This window comes from Amycolatopsis sp. lyj-90, from assembly GCF_046549035.1.
In the GTDB taxonomy this organism is placed as follows: Bacteria; Actinomycetota; Actinomycetes; order Mycobacteriales; family Pseudonocardiaceae; genus Amycolatopsis.
This window is the reverse complement of the sequence record NZ_JAJPWP010000018.1, coordinates 39,055-54,091: the sequence shown is the minus strand read 5'-3', so window position 1 is coordinate 54,091 and position 15,037 is coordinate 39,055. Positions and strand designations below refer to the sequence as shown.

Here is a 15,037-nt window from a genome sequence, read left to right as displayed (position 1 = left end):
CCTCCTCCGGCGACACCCACGGATAGTGGGTCGAAGCGGGAAACCCAAGTAATGAACGGTCCGTTCACGCCTCCTCGCCCACCCGAGCCCGACGTGGGCTGAAGGGCCCTTTCCCCGCATCAGATGCAGCGAAGGGGCCCTTCGCCGCGTCGCACTCGGCGAAGGGCCCCTTCAGCCCACGCAAGAGACGTCAGAGCGTGAGAGCGACCGCGGTCAGGATCGCCCACCCCAGCATGGCGAACCCGGTGTCCCGCAGCGCCGGGATCAGCGCCCGCCCCTGCTGGCCACCGCCGACGGCCTTGACCGACTTCAGCAGCAGCGGCGCGGTCAGCAGACCCAGCAGCGCCCAGGGCGTCACGAGGGCGAGCAGCACGCTCACGACGTACGGCACCGCGATCAGCACCAGGTAAAGCCGCCGCGTGCCCTTGTCACCGAGCCGGGTGGCGAGCGTGCGCTTGCCGGATTCGATGTCGGTCGGGATGTCGCGGAGGTTGTTCGCCGTCAGCACGCCGGTCGAGAACGAGCCGACCGCGACCGCGCAGCCGAACGCCGTCCAGCTGAGCTGTCCGGCTTGGACGTACACCGTGCCCAGCACGCCGGCCAGCCCGAAGAAGACGAAGACCGCGATCTCGCCGAAACCGTAGTAGCCGTAAGGCTTCTTGCCGCCGGTGTAGAACCAGGCGCCGAGGATGCAGACCGCGCCCATCGCCAGCAGCCACCACAGCCCGCTGATCGCGACGAGCACGAGCCCGAGGACTCCGGCGAGCCCGAGGGACACGAGAGCGGCCGTCAGGACGGCTTTCGGTTTCGCGACCCCGGAGCCGACCAGCCGCAGCGGGCCGACGCGGTTCTCGTCGGTGCCGCGGATGCCGTCGGAGTAGTCGTTGGCGTAGTTGACGCCGACGATCAGGGCCAGTGAGACCAACAGCGCGAGCAGCGACCGGGACCAGGAGAAGCCGTCGAGCGCGACCGCCGCGCCGACTCCGGCGACCACCGGCGCCACCGCGTTGGGCAGCGTCCGCGGGCGCGCCCCTTCGATCCATTCACCAGCAGTCGCCATTCCGCCATTCTGGCCCTGGCGACTACCCGCCGGTATGCGGGGCTCGTCACCCGCTCGCGGTGCCGAGCCACCGCGAGCAGGGGACGAATCGTGCTACTTCAGATCCTTGATCGTGTCTTCGAGCGTCCAGGTGAGTGTGCCGCTGTTCGGAACGGCGGTTTCCGGTTCGTCCGCCAGCGCGGGCCCGGCCAAAGCGACCAGTCCCATCGTGACGGCGGTGCAGGCCAATACTGTGCGTGTCCAGCGCGTCATGGTTAGACGTAAACCCGCGGGTAATGATCGTGTCAACTACGTCCCAGTAATCGGTGGAGAATTCACGACCTTCGTAGGAGATTCCGGACGGCCGTCCTGTCGACCTTTCCGGGGCCCCGCAACGGTAGTTCTTCCGTGAATTCGACCCGCTTCGGAGCGGCCGCCGCACCGGCCTCTTCGCGGCACGCGGCACGCAGGGAATCGACGTCGCAACCAGCGCCGACGACGAGCGCGACGACGGCTTCGCCCCACTCGGGATCAGGTACTCCGACCACGCACGCGTCCCGGATTCCGGGCTGTGCGGTCAAGATCCGTTCGACGGCCGCGGCGGCCACCTTCACCCCGCCGGTGTTGATCATGTCGTCGACCCGGCCGAGGACCTCCAGACGTCCATCCGGTGACCAACGACCGCGATCGGAGGTGCGGAACCGGCCTCCCTCGAAGGCCTCCGAAGTCAGGTCAGGTCGCAGTCGGTAGCCGTGCGCGAGGACGTCACCCGTGATACAGACCCGCTCGTCTTCGAGTTCGACGTGTACTCCATCCAGCGGTACGCCGTCGTAGACGCAGCCGCTCGCGGTCTCGCTCATGCCGTACGCGGGCACGATCTTCACGCCCGCTTCGGCCGCGCGCTCCCGGAGTTCCGCGGTGGTCGCCGCGGCGCCGACGATGATCGCGTCGAACGCGCGGGCCGCTGCCAGTCCCGGCCCCGCGTCGTCCAGCAGCCGTCCGAGCTGAGTCGGCACGAGCGCGGTGTAGCGAGGCCCCTCCAGCGCCAGCAGGGGCGCGGCGGCTTCGGCGAAGTCGTCCGGGCGGAACCCGGGGGCGTGCAGCACGGCGGGCGTCGTCCCGGCCAGGAGCGAGCGGACCAGCACCTGCAGCCCGCCGATGTACTGCGCCGGCGTCGCGAGCAGCCAGTGCCCCGGTCCGCCGAGCCGCGCGTGGGTCGCCCGCGCCGAAGCGGCGAGCGCGGCGGCCGAGAGCAGGACACCCTTGGGCTCGCCGGTGGACCCCGAGGTGGCGATGATCACGGCCGTCCCGGGCTCGGCCGGGCGTGTCGGCTCCATCGCGTCCCGCAAGGCCTCCGACGCGTAGGGGAGGACGGCCGGGCCGCCGCCGAGCGCCTCGGCCAGTGCCGAGGTCAGCTCGGTGATCGACTCCGGACTCCCGTCCACCCCTACCGTGCGCATCCCGCCAGCCTAGGCCCGCGCCCACAGATCGCGTTTAGCCCGCTAAACGCAGGTCAGTAGTAGTACGGGAAGGCCGACCAGTCGGGGTCTCGCTTCTCCAGGAAGGCGTCGCGGCCTTCGACCGCCTCGTCCTGCATGTACGCGAGCCGAGTGGTCTCGCCGGCGAAGAGCTGCTGGCCGACCAGGCCGTCGTCGGTGAGGTTGAACGCGTACTTGAGCATCCGCTGCGCGGTCGGCGACTTGCCGTTGATCGCCCACGCCCAGTCCAGCGCCTCGGCCTCGAGCTCCGCGTGCGGGACGGCGGAGTTGACCGCGCCCATCGCCTGCATCTGCTCGGCCGTGTACTCGCGCCCGAGGAAGAAGATCTCCCGCGCGAACTTCTGCCCGACCTGCTTGGCCAGGTAGGCCGAGCCGTAGCCGCCGTCGAACGAGCCGACGTCGGCGTCGGTCTGCTTGAACCGCGCGTGCTCGGCGGAGGCGAGCGTGAGGTCGCACACCACGTGCAGCGAGTGCCCGCCGCCCGCGGCCCACCCCGGGACCACCGCGATGACCACCTTCGGCATGAACCGGATCAGCCGTTGGACCTCGAGAATGTGCAGCCGTCCGGCCCTCGCCGGATCGATCGTGTCGGAGGTCTCCCCATCCGCGTACTGATACCCGGAGCGTCCGCGAATACGCTGGTCACCACCGGAACAAAACGCCCAGCCGCCGTCCTTCGGCGACGGGCCGTTGCCGGTGAGCAGGACGCAGCCGACGTCCGAGCTCATCCGCGCGTGGTCGAGCGCGCGGTACAGCTCGTCGACGGTGTGCGGACGGAAGGCGTTGCGGACCTCGGGACGGTCGAACGCGATGCGCACGACACGTTTGCCTGAGCGGCTCTCAGAGGAGCGGTGATAGGTGATGTCGGTGAAGTCGAAACCTTCGACTTCCGTCCACGAGGCGGGGTCGAACAGCTCGGAAACCTGGGCGTCATCCACGTTTGGGAGAATAGGACGTGTGGCCGTGAGTCGTAGTGTGAAACCCGAGGTCTGCCGGTGAACCCTTCCACCGCGCAGGCAAGGGTCATCGTCGACGAACTCGTCCGCAACACCGTCTCCCACGTCGTCCTCTGCCCGGGTTCCCGGAACGCCCCGCTGTCGATCGCGCTCTACGACGCGGCGGCCGCCGGACGTCTCCAGCTGCACGTCCGCATCGACGAACGCGGCGCCGCCTTCCTCGCCCTCGGCATCGCCGCGCGCACCGGCCGCCCGGTCGCCGTGCTGTGCACCTCGGGCACCGCGGCCGCGAACTTCCACCCCGCCGTGCTGGAGGCCGACCGCGCGGGCGTCCCGTTGATCGTGCTGACCGCCGACCGCCCGCCCGAGCTGCGGGCCGCGGGCGCGAGCCAGGTCATCGACCAGCACCAGCTCTACGGCAACGCCATCCGCTACTTCGACGAGCTCGCCGTCGCCGAACGCCGTGCCGGGCAGAACTCGTACTGGCGCGGCCAGATCTGCCGTGCCTGGAACGCCGCGTACGGCGAGTGGCGCTGCGGGCCGGTGCACCTGAACATCCCGTTCCGCGAACCGCTCGTGCCGGACATCGACGATGACGGCGAGTGGTACGAGTCACTCGAAGGGCGTCCCGACGGCGCCCGCTGGACCGAGCTCCCCGACTTCGGCGCGCTTCCCTCGTTCGTGGTGCCCTCGGCCCGCCACGGTCTGGTCATCGCGTGCGACACCGGCGTGCAGGCCGCCAGCGAATGGGCCGAGCTGCACGGCTGGCCGGTCGTCTCCGAGACCGGTGGCATCGGGCTGGCCGGAGCGACGGCGATCTCGTCCGGCGCGTGGCTGCTCGGTGTCGAGGAGTTCATCTCGCGGCACAAGCCCGAGCAGGTGCTCTGCATCGGCCGTCCGACGGTGTTCCGGCAGGTCCAGCGGGTCCTGTCCGATCCGGACGTCGAGGTGCTGCTGGTCCGGCCCGATTCGGACTGGCCCGCGCCCGCGCACAACGTCCGGCAGGTCGGCCAGTGGTTCGACGAACCGACCAAACCGGCCGATCCGGAGTGGCTCGCCAGCTGGCAGCGCGCGGACAAGGCGGCGTCGTCGGCGGTGGCCGAGGTGCTCGCCGACGAACCGTGGCCGAGCGGGCTGCGCCTGGCCACCGAGCTGGTCGACGCGGTCCCGGAGGGATCACTGCTGGTCGTCGGCTCGTCCAACCCGACCCGCGACGTCGCGCTCGCCGGACGGCTGCGGCCCGACGTCCTCGTGCACCGCAACCGCGGCGTCGCCGGGATCGACGGCATGGTCTCGACCGCGATCGGCGCCGCGACCGTCCACAGGGGACATTCGTACGCCCTGCTCGGCGACCTGACGTTCCTGCACGACGCGAGCGGCCTGCTGACCGGACCCGCCGAACAGCGCCCCGACCTGACGATCGTGGTCCTCAACGACGACGGCGGCGGCATCTTCTCGCTGCTGGAGCAAGGCGCGCCCGAGCACAACGCCAGCTTCGAGCGGGTGTTCGGGACGCCGCACGGCGCCGATCTCGGTGCCCTGTGCGCCGGTTACCGCGTCCCGCACGTCGTCGCCGAGACGCTCACCGAGTTCCGGGCCGCGCTGAAGCCCGCGCCGGGTCTGCGGGTGGTGGAGGTCCGGGTGGACCGAACGCGCCACCGCGAGCTGCACGGGCGCCTCCGTACGGCGGTTTCGTCGGCCGTACGCGCTGTCTAGCCGATTTCCGTCTCAGTCCAGAGGGTAGGAACCCCTCCTTCGGACGTGTCTGCGTGGTGATCATCTGGCTACGTTCGAGCGCGCTGACAAATCCTGGGAGGGATTCGCAATGCGCTTGAAGACTCGCGCCGGCTTCGCCGGACTGACCGCGGGCGTCGTCTCGGTGCTGCTCGTGGGCTCCGCGGCCGCCGCACCCGCGCCGGGCTCGATCGGCGTCGGTGACCCGTACTACCCGCACGCCGGGAACGGCGGCTACGACGTCGGGCACTACGACCTCAGACTGACCTACCAGCCCTCGACCGATCTGCTGTCCGGGGCCACGACGATCCTGCTCACCGCGACGCAGGACCTGTCGCGGTTCAACCTCGACTTCGGCCTCAAGGTGTCGAGCGTCCGGGTCAACAACCGGCCCGCGCAGTTCGCGACGTCGACCGACGGCACCGGTGAGCTGACCGTCACGCCGTCGACGCCGCTGAAGAAGGGCCAGACGGCGACCGTCGTCGTGGCCTACGCGGACACGCCGTCGAAGGTGAAGATCGACGGCTTCACCGCCTGGAAGAAGACCCCGGACGGCGCGCTGGCCGTCGACGAGCCGCAGAGCGCGGCCTGGTGGTTCCCGTCCAACGACCACCCGACCGATCTGGCCACCTACGACATCTCGGTCGAGGTCCCGAACGACGTCGCCGCGCTGTCGAACGGCACCCTCGTGCGCAAGACGGTGCAGCGGCCGGGCTGGACGCGCTGGAACTGGCGCAGCACCAAACCGCAGGCGACGTATCTCACGTCGCTCGAGGTCGGCAAGTTCGAGGTGAACGAGCAGACCACGCCGGACGGCAAGCCGTTCATCACCGCCTACGGCGCCGACCTCGGCGAATCGCTCGGCGCGGCCAAGGCCAGCATCGAGCGGACGCCGGAGATCACCGAGGTGCTCGCCTCGAAGTTCGGGCCCTACCCGTTCGAGGCGCAGGGCGGCGTCGTCACCACCGGCATCACCTTCGCGCTGGAGAACCAGACGCGTCCGGTGTACGGCGCGCGGGCCTTCCGGTCCGGCTCCAACACCTCGATCGTCGCGCACGAGCAGGCGCACCAGTGGTTCGGCGACAACGTGACGCTCGGCAAGTGGAGCGACATCTGGCTGAACGAGGGCTTCGCCTCCTACGGCGAGTTCCTGTGGTCGGAGGAGACCGGCGAGGGCACCGCGGACGAACTCGCGCAGTACATCTACGACTCGGCGCCTGCCGAGGACCCGTTCTGGCAGGTCCTGCCCGCAGACCCCGGTGAGCCGAACCAGTTCCACGCGGCCGTCTACGACCGCGGCGCGCTCGCGGTGCACGCGTTGCGCAAGGCTGTGGGCGACGACACGTTCTTCCGGATCCTGCAGACCTGGCAGCAGGTCAAGAAGGGCAAGTCGGCGGTGATCCCGGAGTTCATCGCGCTCGCGGAGCGGATCTCGGGCAAGCCGCTGTACGACCTGTTCCAGACCTGGCTCTACACCAAGGGCAAGCCGTCGGTGAGTCCTAACGGGACCCCGGCCTCGGCACTTCGGGCCGCCACGGCCCCGGTCGCGCCGAAGTCCTACCCGCAGATCAAGGCGACGCACGAATTCCTCGGCGAGCGACACGCCCACTGACGGGTAGCGCTACGCTCGCGGCGTGACGGCCAAAGCGGAGCGGGTGAGGCGCATCGGGTGGTATGCCGCCCTCGTTGTCGCCTCACTCGTCACCGTGCTCGGCGTCTCGCTGCTGTTCGCCGCGTTCCGCAACGACAGCGCGATCGAAGCCGAACTCGGCCAGGCCACCGCGCAGGTCGAGTCGGTGACGTTCGACCGCACGATCATCAACTACGCCACCCCCGACGGCATCGTGCACAGCCCGGCCAACGGCGTCCTCTACCCGGCCGGGCTGGCCGCCGGGCAGCTCGTGAACATCGAGTACGACGTCGGCGACCCGGAACTCGCGCGGGTGGCCGGGCGCTCGGCGGCGAACACGCTGCTGCCGCTGGGCAGCATGATCTTCTTCACCTGGCTGGTCGCCGGGCCGCTGCTGTGGTGGATCCGGCGGCAGCGGCTGGCTCACCGGCGCTCGCTCGCGGAAGCCGCCGCCTGAGCGGTCCGCTCCGCTCCCCGGAGAGACGCTATGAAAGGCCCGTTACTTGCAAATTTTGCAAGTAACGGGCCTTTCCTCTCACGCGCCGCAAGGAACGGGCCTTTCCTAGCGCGCCGCAAGTAACGAGTCGTTCCTCTCACGCGCGCGGGCGGAGCCGAGCGCTCAGCCGACCGACTCCTGCCACCACCCCAGTACCTCGTCGGCCACCCCCGGCGCCGCGACCAGCAGCGCGTCGACGGGCAGCGCCGAGCCCTCCCCGTGCCGGTCCAGCACCACGGCTCCCGCCTCGATGGCCAGTGCGACCGAGCCCGCGACGTCCCATTCGCGGTAGTTGTGCAGCACCGCCGCGGCCGCGTGTCCCAGCGCGACCTGTGCGATCGCCAGCGCGGCCGAGCCCAGCACCCGGACCCCGGCGTGCGCGGCGGCGGCCCGTTCGATGAAGTGGCCCATCCCGGGCCAGACACCCTTGCGCGTGAGTTCCGTGCAGACGATCGCCCCGGCGACCCCGCAGCGGTCGGTCAGCGTGATCGGCTTGCCGTTCGCCCGGGCGCCGCGGCCGCGTGCGGCGGCGTAGATCTGGGCGCGGTACGGGTCCGCGACCACGCCCACCACCGGCCCCGAAGCGTCGATCAGGGCGAGGCTGTAGGCGCACCAGGGGACGCCGGCGACGTAGTTCGCGGTGCCGTCGACCGGGTCGACGACCCAGCGGTACTCGGCGACGTCGGCACCGTGGTCGGCGCCGAATTCACCACCGACGACGGGGATGCCGGGGAACTCCGCGGTCAGCACCCGGCGGGTGTGGCGTTCGAGGATCCGGTCCGTGTCGGTGACCCAGTCGAAGGGCGAGTCGTTCGGATCCGGCTGCGCGCCCCGGCCCGCGGTCGCGGTGATCACGTCGGTCGCGTCGTTGGCCAGCCGCCCGGCCACTTCGAGGGCCCTCGACAGCAACCCGGGCTCGACGGGTTGCGGCGGCCTTGACGACAGGAGGGTCATGCCTGCCTAGTGTGGCCGAAACTGGTTTCCGGAACACGACCTTGAGATGACATGTCGTCTGTTCCGTTTTTGTTGGCGTGGGCGTCACAACCGGATGCGACAGTGAGCATCGTGCGAGTCGCGATAGTCACCGAAAGTTTCCTGCCCCAGGTGAACGGCGTGACCAACTCCGTGCTCCGCGTCGTGGAACACCTCCGCGACCGCGCGCACGACGTGCTGATCATCGCCCCGGGACCGGGTCCCTCGGAGTACCTCGGCGCCCCGGTCGTGCGCATTCCCGCCCTCGACTTCCCCGGGGTGAACTCCCTCCCGGTCGGCGTGCCGACGAGGACCGTGCTCACCGCGCTGGCCGATTTCGGGCCGGACGTGGTGCATCTGGCGTCGCCGTTCGTGGTCGGCGCCCGCGGTCTCGCCGCGGCGAGACGGCTGCGGGTGCCGTGCGTCGCGGTGTACCAGACCGACATCGCCGGTTTCGCCTCCGCGTACGGCTTCGGTCTCGCCGCCCGCGCGGCCTGGCGCTGGGTGCGACGGCTGCACTCGCGGGCCGACCGCACGCTCGCGCCCTCGTCGGATTCGGTGGAACAGCTGAGACTGCACGGGATCCCGCGGGTGCACCGCTGGGCGCGTGGCGTCGACATCGAGCGGTTCTCGCCGGTCCACGCCGATCCCGCGTTGCGCGCCGAGCTGGCGCCGAACGGCGAACTGCTGGTCGGTTTCGTCGGCAGGCTCGCGCCCGAAAAGGAGGTCGAGCGGCTGACCGCGCTCGCCGGGGTCGACGGGATCCGCGTGGTCGTCGTCGGCGACGGGCCGGAGCTGCCGATGCTGCGCGAGCGGATCCCGGGGGCCGCGTTCCTGGGCGCCCGGTACGGCGAAGAGCTTTCCGCCGCGTACGCGAGTCTCGACGTCTTCGTCCACACAGGACCGCACGAGACGTTCTGCCAGGCCATCCAGGAGGCGATGGCCTCTGGGCTGCCGGTGCTCGCGCCGAACGCGGGCGGCCCGAAGGATCTGGTCCTGCCCGGCCGCACCGGCTACCTGCTGCCCGCCGACCGGGCCGGGTTCGCGACGGCGCTGGTGGAGAAGGTGAACGACCTGCGCGACGACGCGCTGCGCGCCAGGCTGGGGGAGAAGGCGCGCAAGGTGGTGCTGAACCGGACCTGGCCCGCGGTCTGCCGGGAACTCGTCGGTCACTACGAGGCTGTCCAAGGCAAGATCGCTCGCGCGGCCTGACCCGATGCACATCGTCCAGCTGGCCAACTTCTACGGGCCACGCTCGGGCGGGTTGCGGACGGCGCTGCACCACCTCGGCGCGGGCTACGTGGCGAGCGGCCATCAGGTGACCCTCGTGGTGCCAGGGCAGCGCTACGCGGACGAGACGCTGCCTTCGGGAGTCCGCCGGTTTTCCCTTCCGGCACCCCGGATCCCGGGTACGGGCGGCTATCGCGCGGTCGATCCGCACCGGGTGCGCGCGGTGCTGAACCGGCTGGAACCGGACAGGCTGGAGGTGTCCGACCGCCTCACGCTGCGCGGTATGGGCGGGTGGGCGCGGCGCAACGGCGTACCCAGCATGGTGATCTCGCACGAGCGGCTCGACAGGCTGCTGGAGCAGTTCTTGATGCCGGAACCCGTCGCCCGGCGCGTCGCCGACGTCGCGAACCGGCGGATGGCGCGGCACTACGACACGGTGGTCTGCACGACGGCGTTCGCCCGCGTGGAGTTCGACCGGATCGCCGCGCCGAACGTGTGCCGCGTCCCGCTCGGTGTCGACCTCACGACGTTCGCCCCGGCCCGGCGTGACGACGGCTGGCGGCACACGCTGTCCGGCGACGCCGACGCGCTGATCGTCCACTGTGGACGCTTGTCGCCGGAGAAGCACGTCGAGCGCAGTGTGGACACGGTCGCCGAGCTGACCGAGGCCGGGCACCGGGTACGGCTCGTGATCGCGGGTGACGGGCCCCGGCGGCGAGCGCTGGAACGGCGGGCGCGCGGGCTCCCGGTGACCTTCCTCGGCTTCCTCTCCGGGCGTGGCGACGTCGCGCGCCTGCTGGCCAGCGCCGACGTCTCCCTCGCACCCGGTCCACACGAGACGTTCGGGCTGGCCGCGCTGGAGGCGCTCGCTTCGGGGACGCCGGTGGTGGTCTCGGCGTCGTCGGCGCTGCGGGAGATCGTGCGACCCGGCTGTGGTGAGGCCGTCGACGACAGGGCCCCGGCTTTCGCGGGGGCCGTCACCGGATTACTGGAGTGTCCCGAGGGGACCCGACGGGCGGCGGCGCGGGCACGGGCGGAGGAATTCGCCTGGCCACAGTCGGTTCAGGGGATGCTCTCCGTCCTCATTTGAGCTTTTGTATCCAATTTGTACAACCGGCATTCATCGTCCCCTCAGCCATCGAGCGAGAGGACGGCACGTGAGGTTCGAAGTACTGGGCACGTTCAGCATTTCTTCCGGTCCGAGGTCGATCCCGTTGCGCGGCCGGATGAGAAGAACGCTCCTCGGGGTTCTGCTGGTCCGGGCGAACACCTACGTGCCGGTGAACGTGCTCACCGAGGCCCTGTGGGACAGCCGGTGGGAGCCGCGCGCGGTGCCGAAGCTGCACTGGCACGTCCACAAGCTGCGGCAGGCCTTGCCCGAGGGGGACCGGCTCGGCTTCGACAACGGTGGCTACCGGCTGGAGGTCCACCCCGGCGAACTCGACGTCGAGACCTTCGAGACGCTCGGAAGCCAGGCGCTGAAGTCCGCGGACCCCGCGCAGCGCGCGTCACTGATCCGGCAGGCCCTCACTCACTGGCACGGAGCGCCCTACGACGGCCTCGACGTCCCCCTGCTTTCGGACGAGACGATGCGCCTCTCGGAGCACCGCTTGGTCCTGCTCGAAGAGCTCTACCAGGCCGAACTGAGCCTCGGGCGGCACGCGAGCGCGGCCGTCGAGCTGGCGGATCTGGTGCGGCGGCACCCGTTGCGGCAGCGTGCCCAGTACCTCCTCATGGACGCTCTCTGGCGAGCCGGGCGCACCTCCGACGCGCTGGCGGCGTACCGGCGTGCGCGCCGGGTCTCGGTCGATCAGCTCGGCCTCGAACCGGGGCCGGAACTGCGGTTGCTGGAGCGGCGGATCCTCGCCGGCGAGGTCGCGGGGGCCGGTGCGCACCGTGCCCCGGCGTTGCTTCACCGGGCCAGGTGACCCTACGGCGCGCCGCTTTGCTCCTGCTTGGCCGACGTGTCTCAGAGACGCCGGGTTAATGTTCGGGTATGTCCCGAGCGAGTCTTGACAAGGATCCGCACGAAGTCGCCGCCATGTTCGACGACGTCGCGGACGGCTACGACCGCGCGAATTCGTTCATGACCTTCGGCTTCGACCGCCGCTGGCGCACCACCACCGCACGGGTGCTGGACGCCAAACGCGGCGAGAAGGTGCTCGACCTCGCGGCGGGCACCGGCGTGTCCACCGTCGAGTACGCGCGCAACGGAGCCTGGTGCCTCGCCGCGGACTTCTCGGTCGGCATGCTCAAAGCGGGCAAGCACCGCGGCGTGCCGATGGTCGCCGCCGACGCGCTGAAGCTGCCGTTCGCCGACGACAGCTTCGACGCGGTGACCATTTCGCTCGCGCTGCGGAACTTCGTCGACACCAAGGCCGCCCTCACCGAGATCGCGCGCGTGGTCAAACCGGGCGGGCGCCTGGTCATCTGCGAAGTGTCGACGCCCACATTCCCGCCGATCCGGTTCCTGCACCGGACGTTCATCGCGAAGCTGCTCACCTGGGTCGGCAGCCGGACCTCGTCGAACCCCGAGGCCTACTCCTACCTGGCCGAATCCATGCTGGCGTGGCCGGATCAGCGGACGCTCGGCGAGATCATCGCGAGCGCCGGATGGACCGAGGTGGAGTGGCTGAACCTCACGTTCGGCGTCGTCGCCATCCACCGCGCGAAGAAGCCAGCCGTAAACTCGCGAGCATGACCCGTCGCAACGCAGACCACGACGCCGAAGTCATCGTCGTCGGTGCCGGACCGGCCGGCTCCACCGCCGCCACGTACCTCGCCCGCGCGGGCGTCGACGTGCTGCTGCTGGAGAAGACCGAGTTCCCGCGCGAGAAGGTGTGCGGCGACGGCCTGACCCCTCGCGGCGTCAAGCAGCTCATCGACCTCGGCATCGACACGAGCGAGGACGCGGGCTGGGTGCACAGCCGCGGCCTGCGCATCCTCACCGGCGAGCTGACGCTCGAACTCGACTGGCCGGACCTGACCAGCTACCCGCCGTACGGCGTTTCGCGTACTCGTCAGGACTTCGACGACCTGCTCGCGAAGACCGCGGTCAAGGCGGGTGCGCGGCTCTACGAGCGCACCACCGTCACCGGCGCGATCACCAGCCCGGCCGGTCGCGTGATCGGCGTCGAGGCGAAGGTCGGCCCGGAGAAGACGCCGGTGAGCTACCGCGCTCCGCTGGTCCTGGCCTGCGACGGCGTCTCCGCGCGGCTCGCGCTGAGCGTCGGCATCCAGAAGAACGAGAAGCGCCCGATGGGCGTCGCGGTGCGGCAGTACTACAAGAGCCCGCGCCACGACGACCCGTTCATCGAGGGCCACTTGGAGCTGTGGGACCGCTCGGACCCGCGCGACCCGAAGCTGCTGCCCGGCTACGGCTGGGCGTTCCCGCTGGGCGACGGCACGGTGAACGTGGGCCTCGGCATGCTGTCGACGTCGGCCGCGTTCCGCAGCACCGACTACCGCGCGCTGCTGCGCCAGTGGCTCGACGGGACGCCCGAGGAATGGGGCTACCGCGAGGAGAACGCCATCGGCAAGGTCGGCGGCGCCGGTCTCCCGATGGGCTTCAACCGCACCCCGCACTACCGCGACGGCCTGCTGCTGCTCGGCGACGCGGGCGGCATGGTCAGCCCGTTCAACGGCGAGGGCATCTCGGCCGCGATGGAGTCCGCGCAGCTGGCGTCGGAGTTCGTCGTGCAGGCCTTGGCGCGGCGTGAGGGGCCGTCCCGCGAGCGGGCGCTCGAGGGCTATCCGCGCGCCGTCGGGGAGCTGATGGGCGGCTACTACCGGCTCGGCAACGTGTTCGCGAAGCTGATCGGGAAGCCGAAGATCATGCACGCCGCGACGAAGTACGGACTGCGGATCAACTCGATCCTTCCGCTGGTCTACAAGGGACTCTCGGGCTGCTACGACGCCAAGGGCGGGGACGGCGTGGACCGCCTGATCGCCGCGCTAGCTCGGGCTACGCCCACTCCGCGCTGACACTCCGGGGCCTTCACGCGCTTAGGGAGACGCCCGCCCGCCCGCACCCTCGCTTCGCGAAGGATGCCATGCCCGCATCGCATGCGGTGAAGGCTCCTTTCACCCCGTCTGACGCGGGCAAAGTCCCCTTCAGCAGTACTCCGGGCAGTGGTATCGGTCACAGGACAGAACCGGTCAAAACCCGCATCGGAGTCGATCTTCGGAACGACGTCGCAGGTCACCGGTACCGCACGTCGGAAGTAACCGTACTGGCCGTGCGGCCAAGTTAGGGCAGCCTTATAGCACGGGGCCTAGGGACAAGAATGTGAGTCACGTCCTACACTCGCCCCATGCTTTGTGAATCGCTTCACATCCTCGACGGGAGGCTTGTGAACTATTTCACAAGCAAGGGGGCCGTCATGCACGGCCCGTAAGGGTTGCCTAACCCTCGGCGGTGTGACCCAGGTGACTTAGGGTGCCGACCGAGGGAAGCGGTGAACCCCGACTCGAAAACCGCAGCGGCGCGGAAAGGATGGCGAAAACCCCGTGCTGATGTTGCCCGTGCTGACCCAGGCCGGCACCCCCTCGGTGCCCAACCTGAACATGTACCTCCCCCTGGTCCTCCTGTTCGTCCTCGCTCTCGGATTCGCGGTGCTCTCGGTGCTGCTCGGCCCGCTCGTCGGCCCGAGCCGTCCCAACAGGGCGAAGACCGCGGCCTACGAATGCGGCATCGAACCGTCGCCGCAGCCGGTCGTCGGCGGCGGCCGGATGCCGGTCGCGTACTACATCACCGCGATGCTGTTCATCCTGTTCGACATCGAGATGGTCTTCCTCTACCCGTTCGCGGTCTCCGCGGACGCGCTGGGCATGTTCGGCCTGGTGGAGATCGTGCTGTTCATCGCGACGGTCGGTTTCGCGTACGCCTACGTGTGGCGTCGCGGCGGCCTGGATTGGAACTAGAGAAGCATGGGCCTCGAAGAAAAACTCCCCAACGGCATCCTTCTCGCGAGTCTTGAAGGCCTGGTCAACTGGGCGCGCAAGAACTCGATGTGGCCTGCCACCTTCGGTCTCGCCTGCTGCGCGATCGAGATGATGACCGTCGGCGGTTCCCGGTACGACATCGCCCGCTTCGGCATGGAGCGCTTCAGCGCGACACCGCGCCAGGCGGACCTGATGATCGTCGCCGGCCGCGTCACGCAGAAGATGGCGCCGGTGCTCCGCCAGATCTACGACCAGATGGCCGAGCCCAAGTGGGTGCTGGCGATGGGCGTCTGCGCCTCGTCCGGCGGGATGTTCAACAACTACGCCGTGGTGCAGGGCGTCGACCACATCGTCCCGGTCGACATGTACCTCCCCGGCTGCCCGCCCCGCCCCGAGATGCTGCTCGACGCGATCCTGAAACTGCACGCCAAGATCCAGGACGAGCCGATCAACGCCCGTCGCGCCGCGATCCGCGCCGCGAGTGGTGAGCGCACCGAGCTGATCGCCTCCTCGATCAAGTACGCGAAGAAGTGAGCG

General features: G+C 69.9%; 15 protein-coding genes. 10 read left to right on the top strand and 5 right to left on the bottom strand.

Annotation, left to right across the window (positions count from 1 at the left end):
• Window positions 1-190: 190 nt before the first annotated feature.
• The 4 genes from ACLJPX_RS43710 to ACLJPX_RS43695 all read right to left on the bottom strand — a co-directional run bounded on the left by ACLJPX_RS43710 (window position 191) and on the right by ACLJPX_RS43695 (window position 3,476).
• Complete coding sequence (locus ACLJPX_RS43710) at window positions 191-1,060, bottom strand: 1,4-dihydroxy-2-naphthoate polyprenyltransferase (protein ID WP_410606008.1); 870 nt, start codon at window positions 1,058-1,060, stop codon at window positions 191-193.
• A gap of 93 nt (window positions 1,061-1,153) precedes the next feature.
• Window positions 1,154-1,312, bottom strand: coding sequence for a hypothetical protein (locus ACLJPX_RS43705; protein ID WP_168214479.1), 159 nt, complete (start codon window positions 1,310-1,312; stop codon window positions 1,154-1,156).
• A 62-nt stretch (window positions 1,313-1,374) separates the two neighbouring features.
• Window positions 1,375-2,499, bottom strand: coding sequence for an o-succinylbenzoate--CoA ligase (gene menE, locus ACLJPX_RS43700; RefSeq protein WP_410606007.1), 1,125 nt, complete (start codon window positions 2,497-2,499; stop codon window positions 1,375-1,377).
• A 53-nt stretch (window positions 2,500-2,552) separates the two neighbouring features.
• Window positions 2,553-3,476, bottom strand: a complete 924-nt coding sequence (locus ACLJPX_RS43695) for a 1,4-dihydroxy-2-naphthoyl-CoA synthase (protein WP_101612035.1) — start codon at window positions 3,474-3,476, stop codon at window positions 2,553-2,555.
• Between the two features lie 57 nt (window positions 3,477-3,533).
• Here ACLJPX_RS43695 and menD point away from each other — a divergent pair, with 57 nt between their 5' ends.
• From menD to ACLJPX_RS43680, 3 genes are all read left to right on the top strand, one after another.
• A complete protein-coding gene (gene menD, locus ACLJPX_RS43690; protein ID WP_168214481.1) occupies window positions 3,534-5,210 on the top strand; it encodes a 2-succinyl-5-enolpyruvyl-6-hydroxy-3-cyclohexene-1-carboxylic-acid synthase in 1,677 nt (558 codons plus the stop codon).
• A gap of 109 nt (window positions 5,211-5,319) precedes the next feature.
• Window positions 5,320-6,840: a M1 family metallopeptidase gene (locus ACLJPX_RS43685; RefSeq protein ID WP_101612037.1), complete on the top strand. Its 1,521-nt coding sequence runs from the start codon at window positions 5,320-5,322 to the stop codon at window positions 6,838-6,840.
• 22 nt (window positions 6,841-6,862) lie between these two features.
• Window positions 6,863-7,315 (top strand): DUF3592 domain-containing protein, encoded by a 453-nt coding sequence (locus ACLJPX_RS43680; protein WP_410606006.1) that lies wholly within the window; start codon window positions 6,863-6,865, stop codon window positions 7,313-7,315.
• Between the two features lie 162 nt (window positions 7,316-7,477).
• Here the strand turns inward: ACLJPX_RS43680 and ACLJPX_RS43675 are convergent, their stop codons facing one another.
• The gene (locus ACLJPX_RS43675) at window positions 7,478-8,308 is read right to left on the bottom strand and encodes an inositol monophosphatase family protein (protein WP_101612041.1); all 831 of its coding nucleotides are present in this window, start codon (window positions 8,306-8,308) and stop codon (window positions 7,478-7,480) included.
• A 111-nt stretch (window positions 8,309-8,419) separates the two neighbouring features.
• Here ACLJPX_RS43675 and ACLJPX_RS43670 point away from each other — a divergent pair, with 111 nt between their 5' ends.
• From ACLJPX_RS43670 to ACLJPX_RS43640, 7 genes are all read left to right on the top strand, one after another.
• Window positions 8,420-9,538, top strand: a complete 1,119-nt coding sequence (locus ACLJPX_RS43670) for a glycosyltransferase family 4 protein (RefSeq protein ID WP_410606005.1) — start codon at window positions 8,420-8,422, stop codon at window positions 9,536-9,538.
• Window positions 9,539-9,542: 4 nt separating this feature from the next.
• Window positions 9,543-10,646 (top strand): glycosyltransferase family 4 protein, encoded by a 1,104-nt coding sequence (locus tag ACLJPX_RS43665; protein WP_410606004.1) that lies wholly within the window; start codon window positions 9,543-9,545, stop codon window positions 10,644-10,646.
• A gap of 67 nt (window positions 10,647-10,713) precedes the next feature.
• Window positions 10,714-11,484 (top strand): AfsR/SARP family transcriptional regulator, encoded by a 771-nt coding sequence (locus ACLJPX_RS43660; RefSeq protein ID WP_101612044.1) that lies wholly within the window; start codon window positions 10,714-10,716, stop codon window positions 11,482-11,484.
• A gap of 68 nt (window positions 11,485-11,552) precedes the next feature.
• Window positions 11,553-12,257, top strand: a complete 705-nt coding sequence (locus ACLJPX_RS43655) for a demethylmenaquinone methyltransferase (RefSeq protein WP_410606003.1) — start codon at window positions 11,553-11,555, stop codon at window positions 12,255-12,257.
• Entirely contained in the window at window positions 12,254-13,540 is a 1,287-nt protein-coding gene (locus tag ACLJPX_RS43650; RefSeq protein WP_184898788.1) for a geranylgeranyl reductase family protein, read from the top strand. Before ACLJPX_RS43655 ends, ACLJPX_RS43650 begins: the two co-directional genes overlap by 4 nt.
• A 531-nt stretch (window positions 13,541-14,071) precedes the next feature.
• Window positions 14,072-14,479, top strand: a complete 408-nt coding sequence (locus ACLJPX_RS43645; RefSeq protein ID WP_076164505.1) for an NADH-quinone oxidoreductase subunit A — start codon at window positions 14,072-14,074, stop codon at window positions 14,477-14,479.
• Window positions 14,480-14,485: 6 nt separating this feature from the next.
• Window positions 14,486-15,034 carry a NuoB/complex I 20 kDa subunit family protein gene (locus ACLJPX_RS43640; RefSeq protein ID WP_005151847.1) on the top strand — a complete coding sequence of 183 codons (549 nt, stop codon included), beginning with the start codon at window positions 14,486-14,488 and terminating at the stop codon, window positions 15,032-15,034.
• Window positions 15,035-15,037 lie beyond the last annotated feature (3 nt).

Bases quoted from the DNA above. Each gene is read 5' to 3' on its own strand.
- menE (WP_410606007.1), bottom strand. From the start codon at position 2,499: ATGCGCACGGTAGGGGTGGACGGGAGTCCGGAGTCGATCACCGAGCTG.
- ACLJPX_RS43675 (WP_101612041.1), bottom strand. From the start codon at position 8,308: ATGACCCTCCTGTCGTCAAGGCCGCCGCAACCCGTCGAGCCCGGGTTG.
- ACLJPX_RS43645 (WP_076164505.1), top strand. From the start codon at position 14,072: ATGTTGCCCGTGCTGACCCAGGCCGGCACCCCCTCGGTGCCCAACCTG.
- ACLJPX_RS43650 (WP_184898788.1), top strand. From the start codon at position 12,254: ATGACCCGTCGCAACGCAGACCACGACGCCGAAGTCATCGTCGTCGGT.
- ACLJPX_RS43710 (WP_410606008.1), bottom strand. From the start codon at position 1,060: ATGGCGACTGCTGGTGAATGGATCGAAGGGGCGCGCCCGCGGACGCTG.
- ACLJPX_RS43640 (WP_005151847.1), top strand. From the start codon at position 14,486: ATGGGCCTCGAAGAAAAACTCCCCAACGGCATCCTTCTCGCGAGTCTT.
- ACLJPX_RS43705 (WP_168214479.1), bottom strand. From the start codon at position 1,312: ATGACGCGCTGGACACGCACAGTATTGGCCTGCACCGCCGTCACGATG.
- ACLJPX_RS43665 (WP_410606004.1), top strand. From the start codon at position 9,543: ATGCACATCGTCCAGCTGGCCAACTTCTACGGGCCACGCTCGGGCGGG.
- ACLJPX_RS43685 (WP_101612037.1), top strand. From the start codon at position 5,320: ATGCGCTTGAAGACTCGCGCCGGCTTCGCCGGACTGACCGCGGGCGTC.
- ACLJPX_RS43655 (WP_410606003.1), top strand. From the start codon at position 11,553: ATGTCCCGAGCGAGTCTTGACAAGGATCCGCACGAAGTCGCCGCCATG.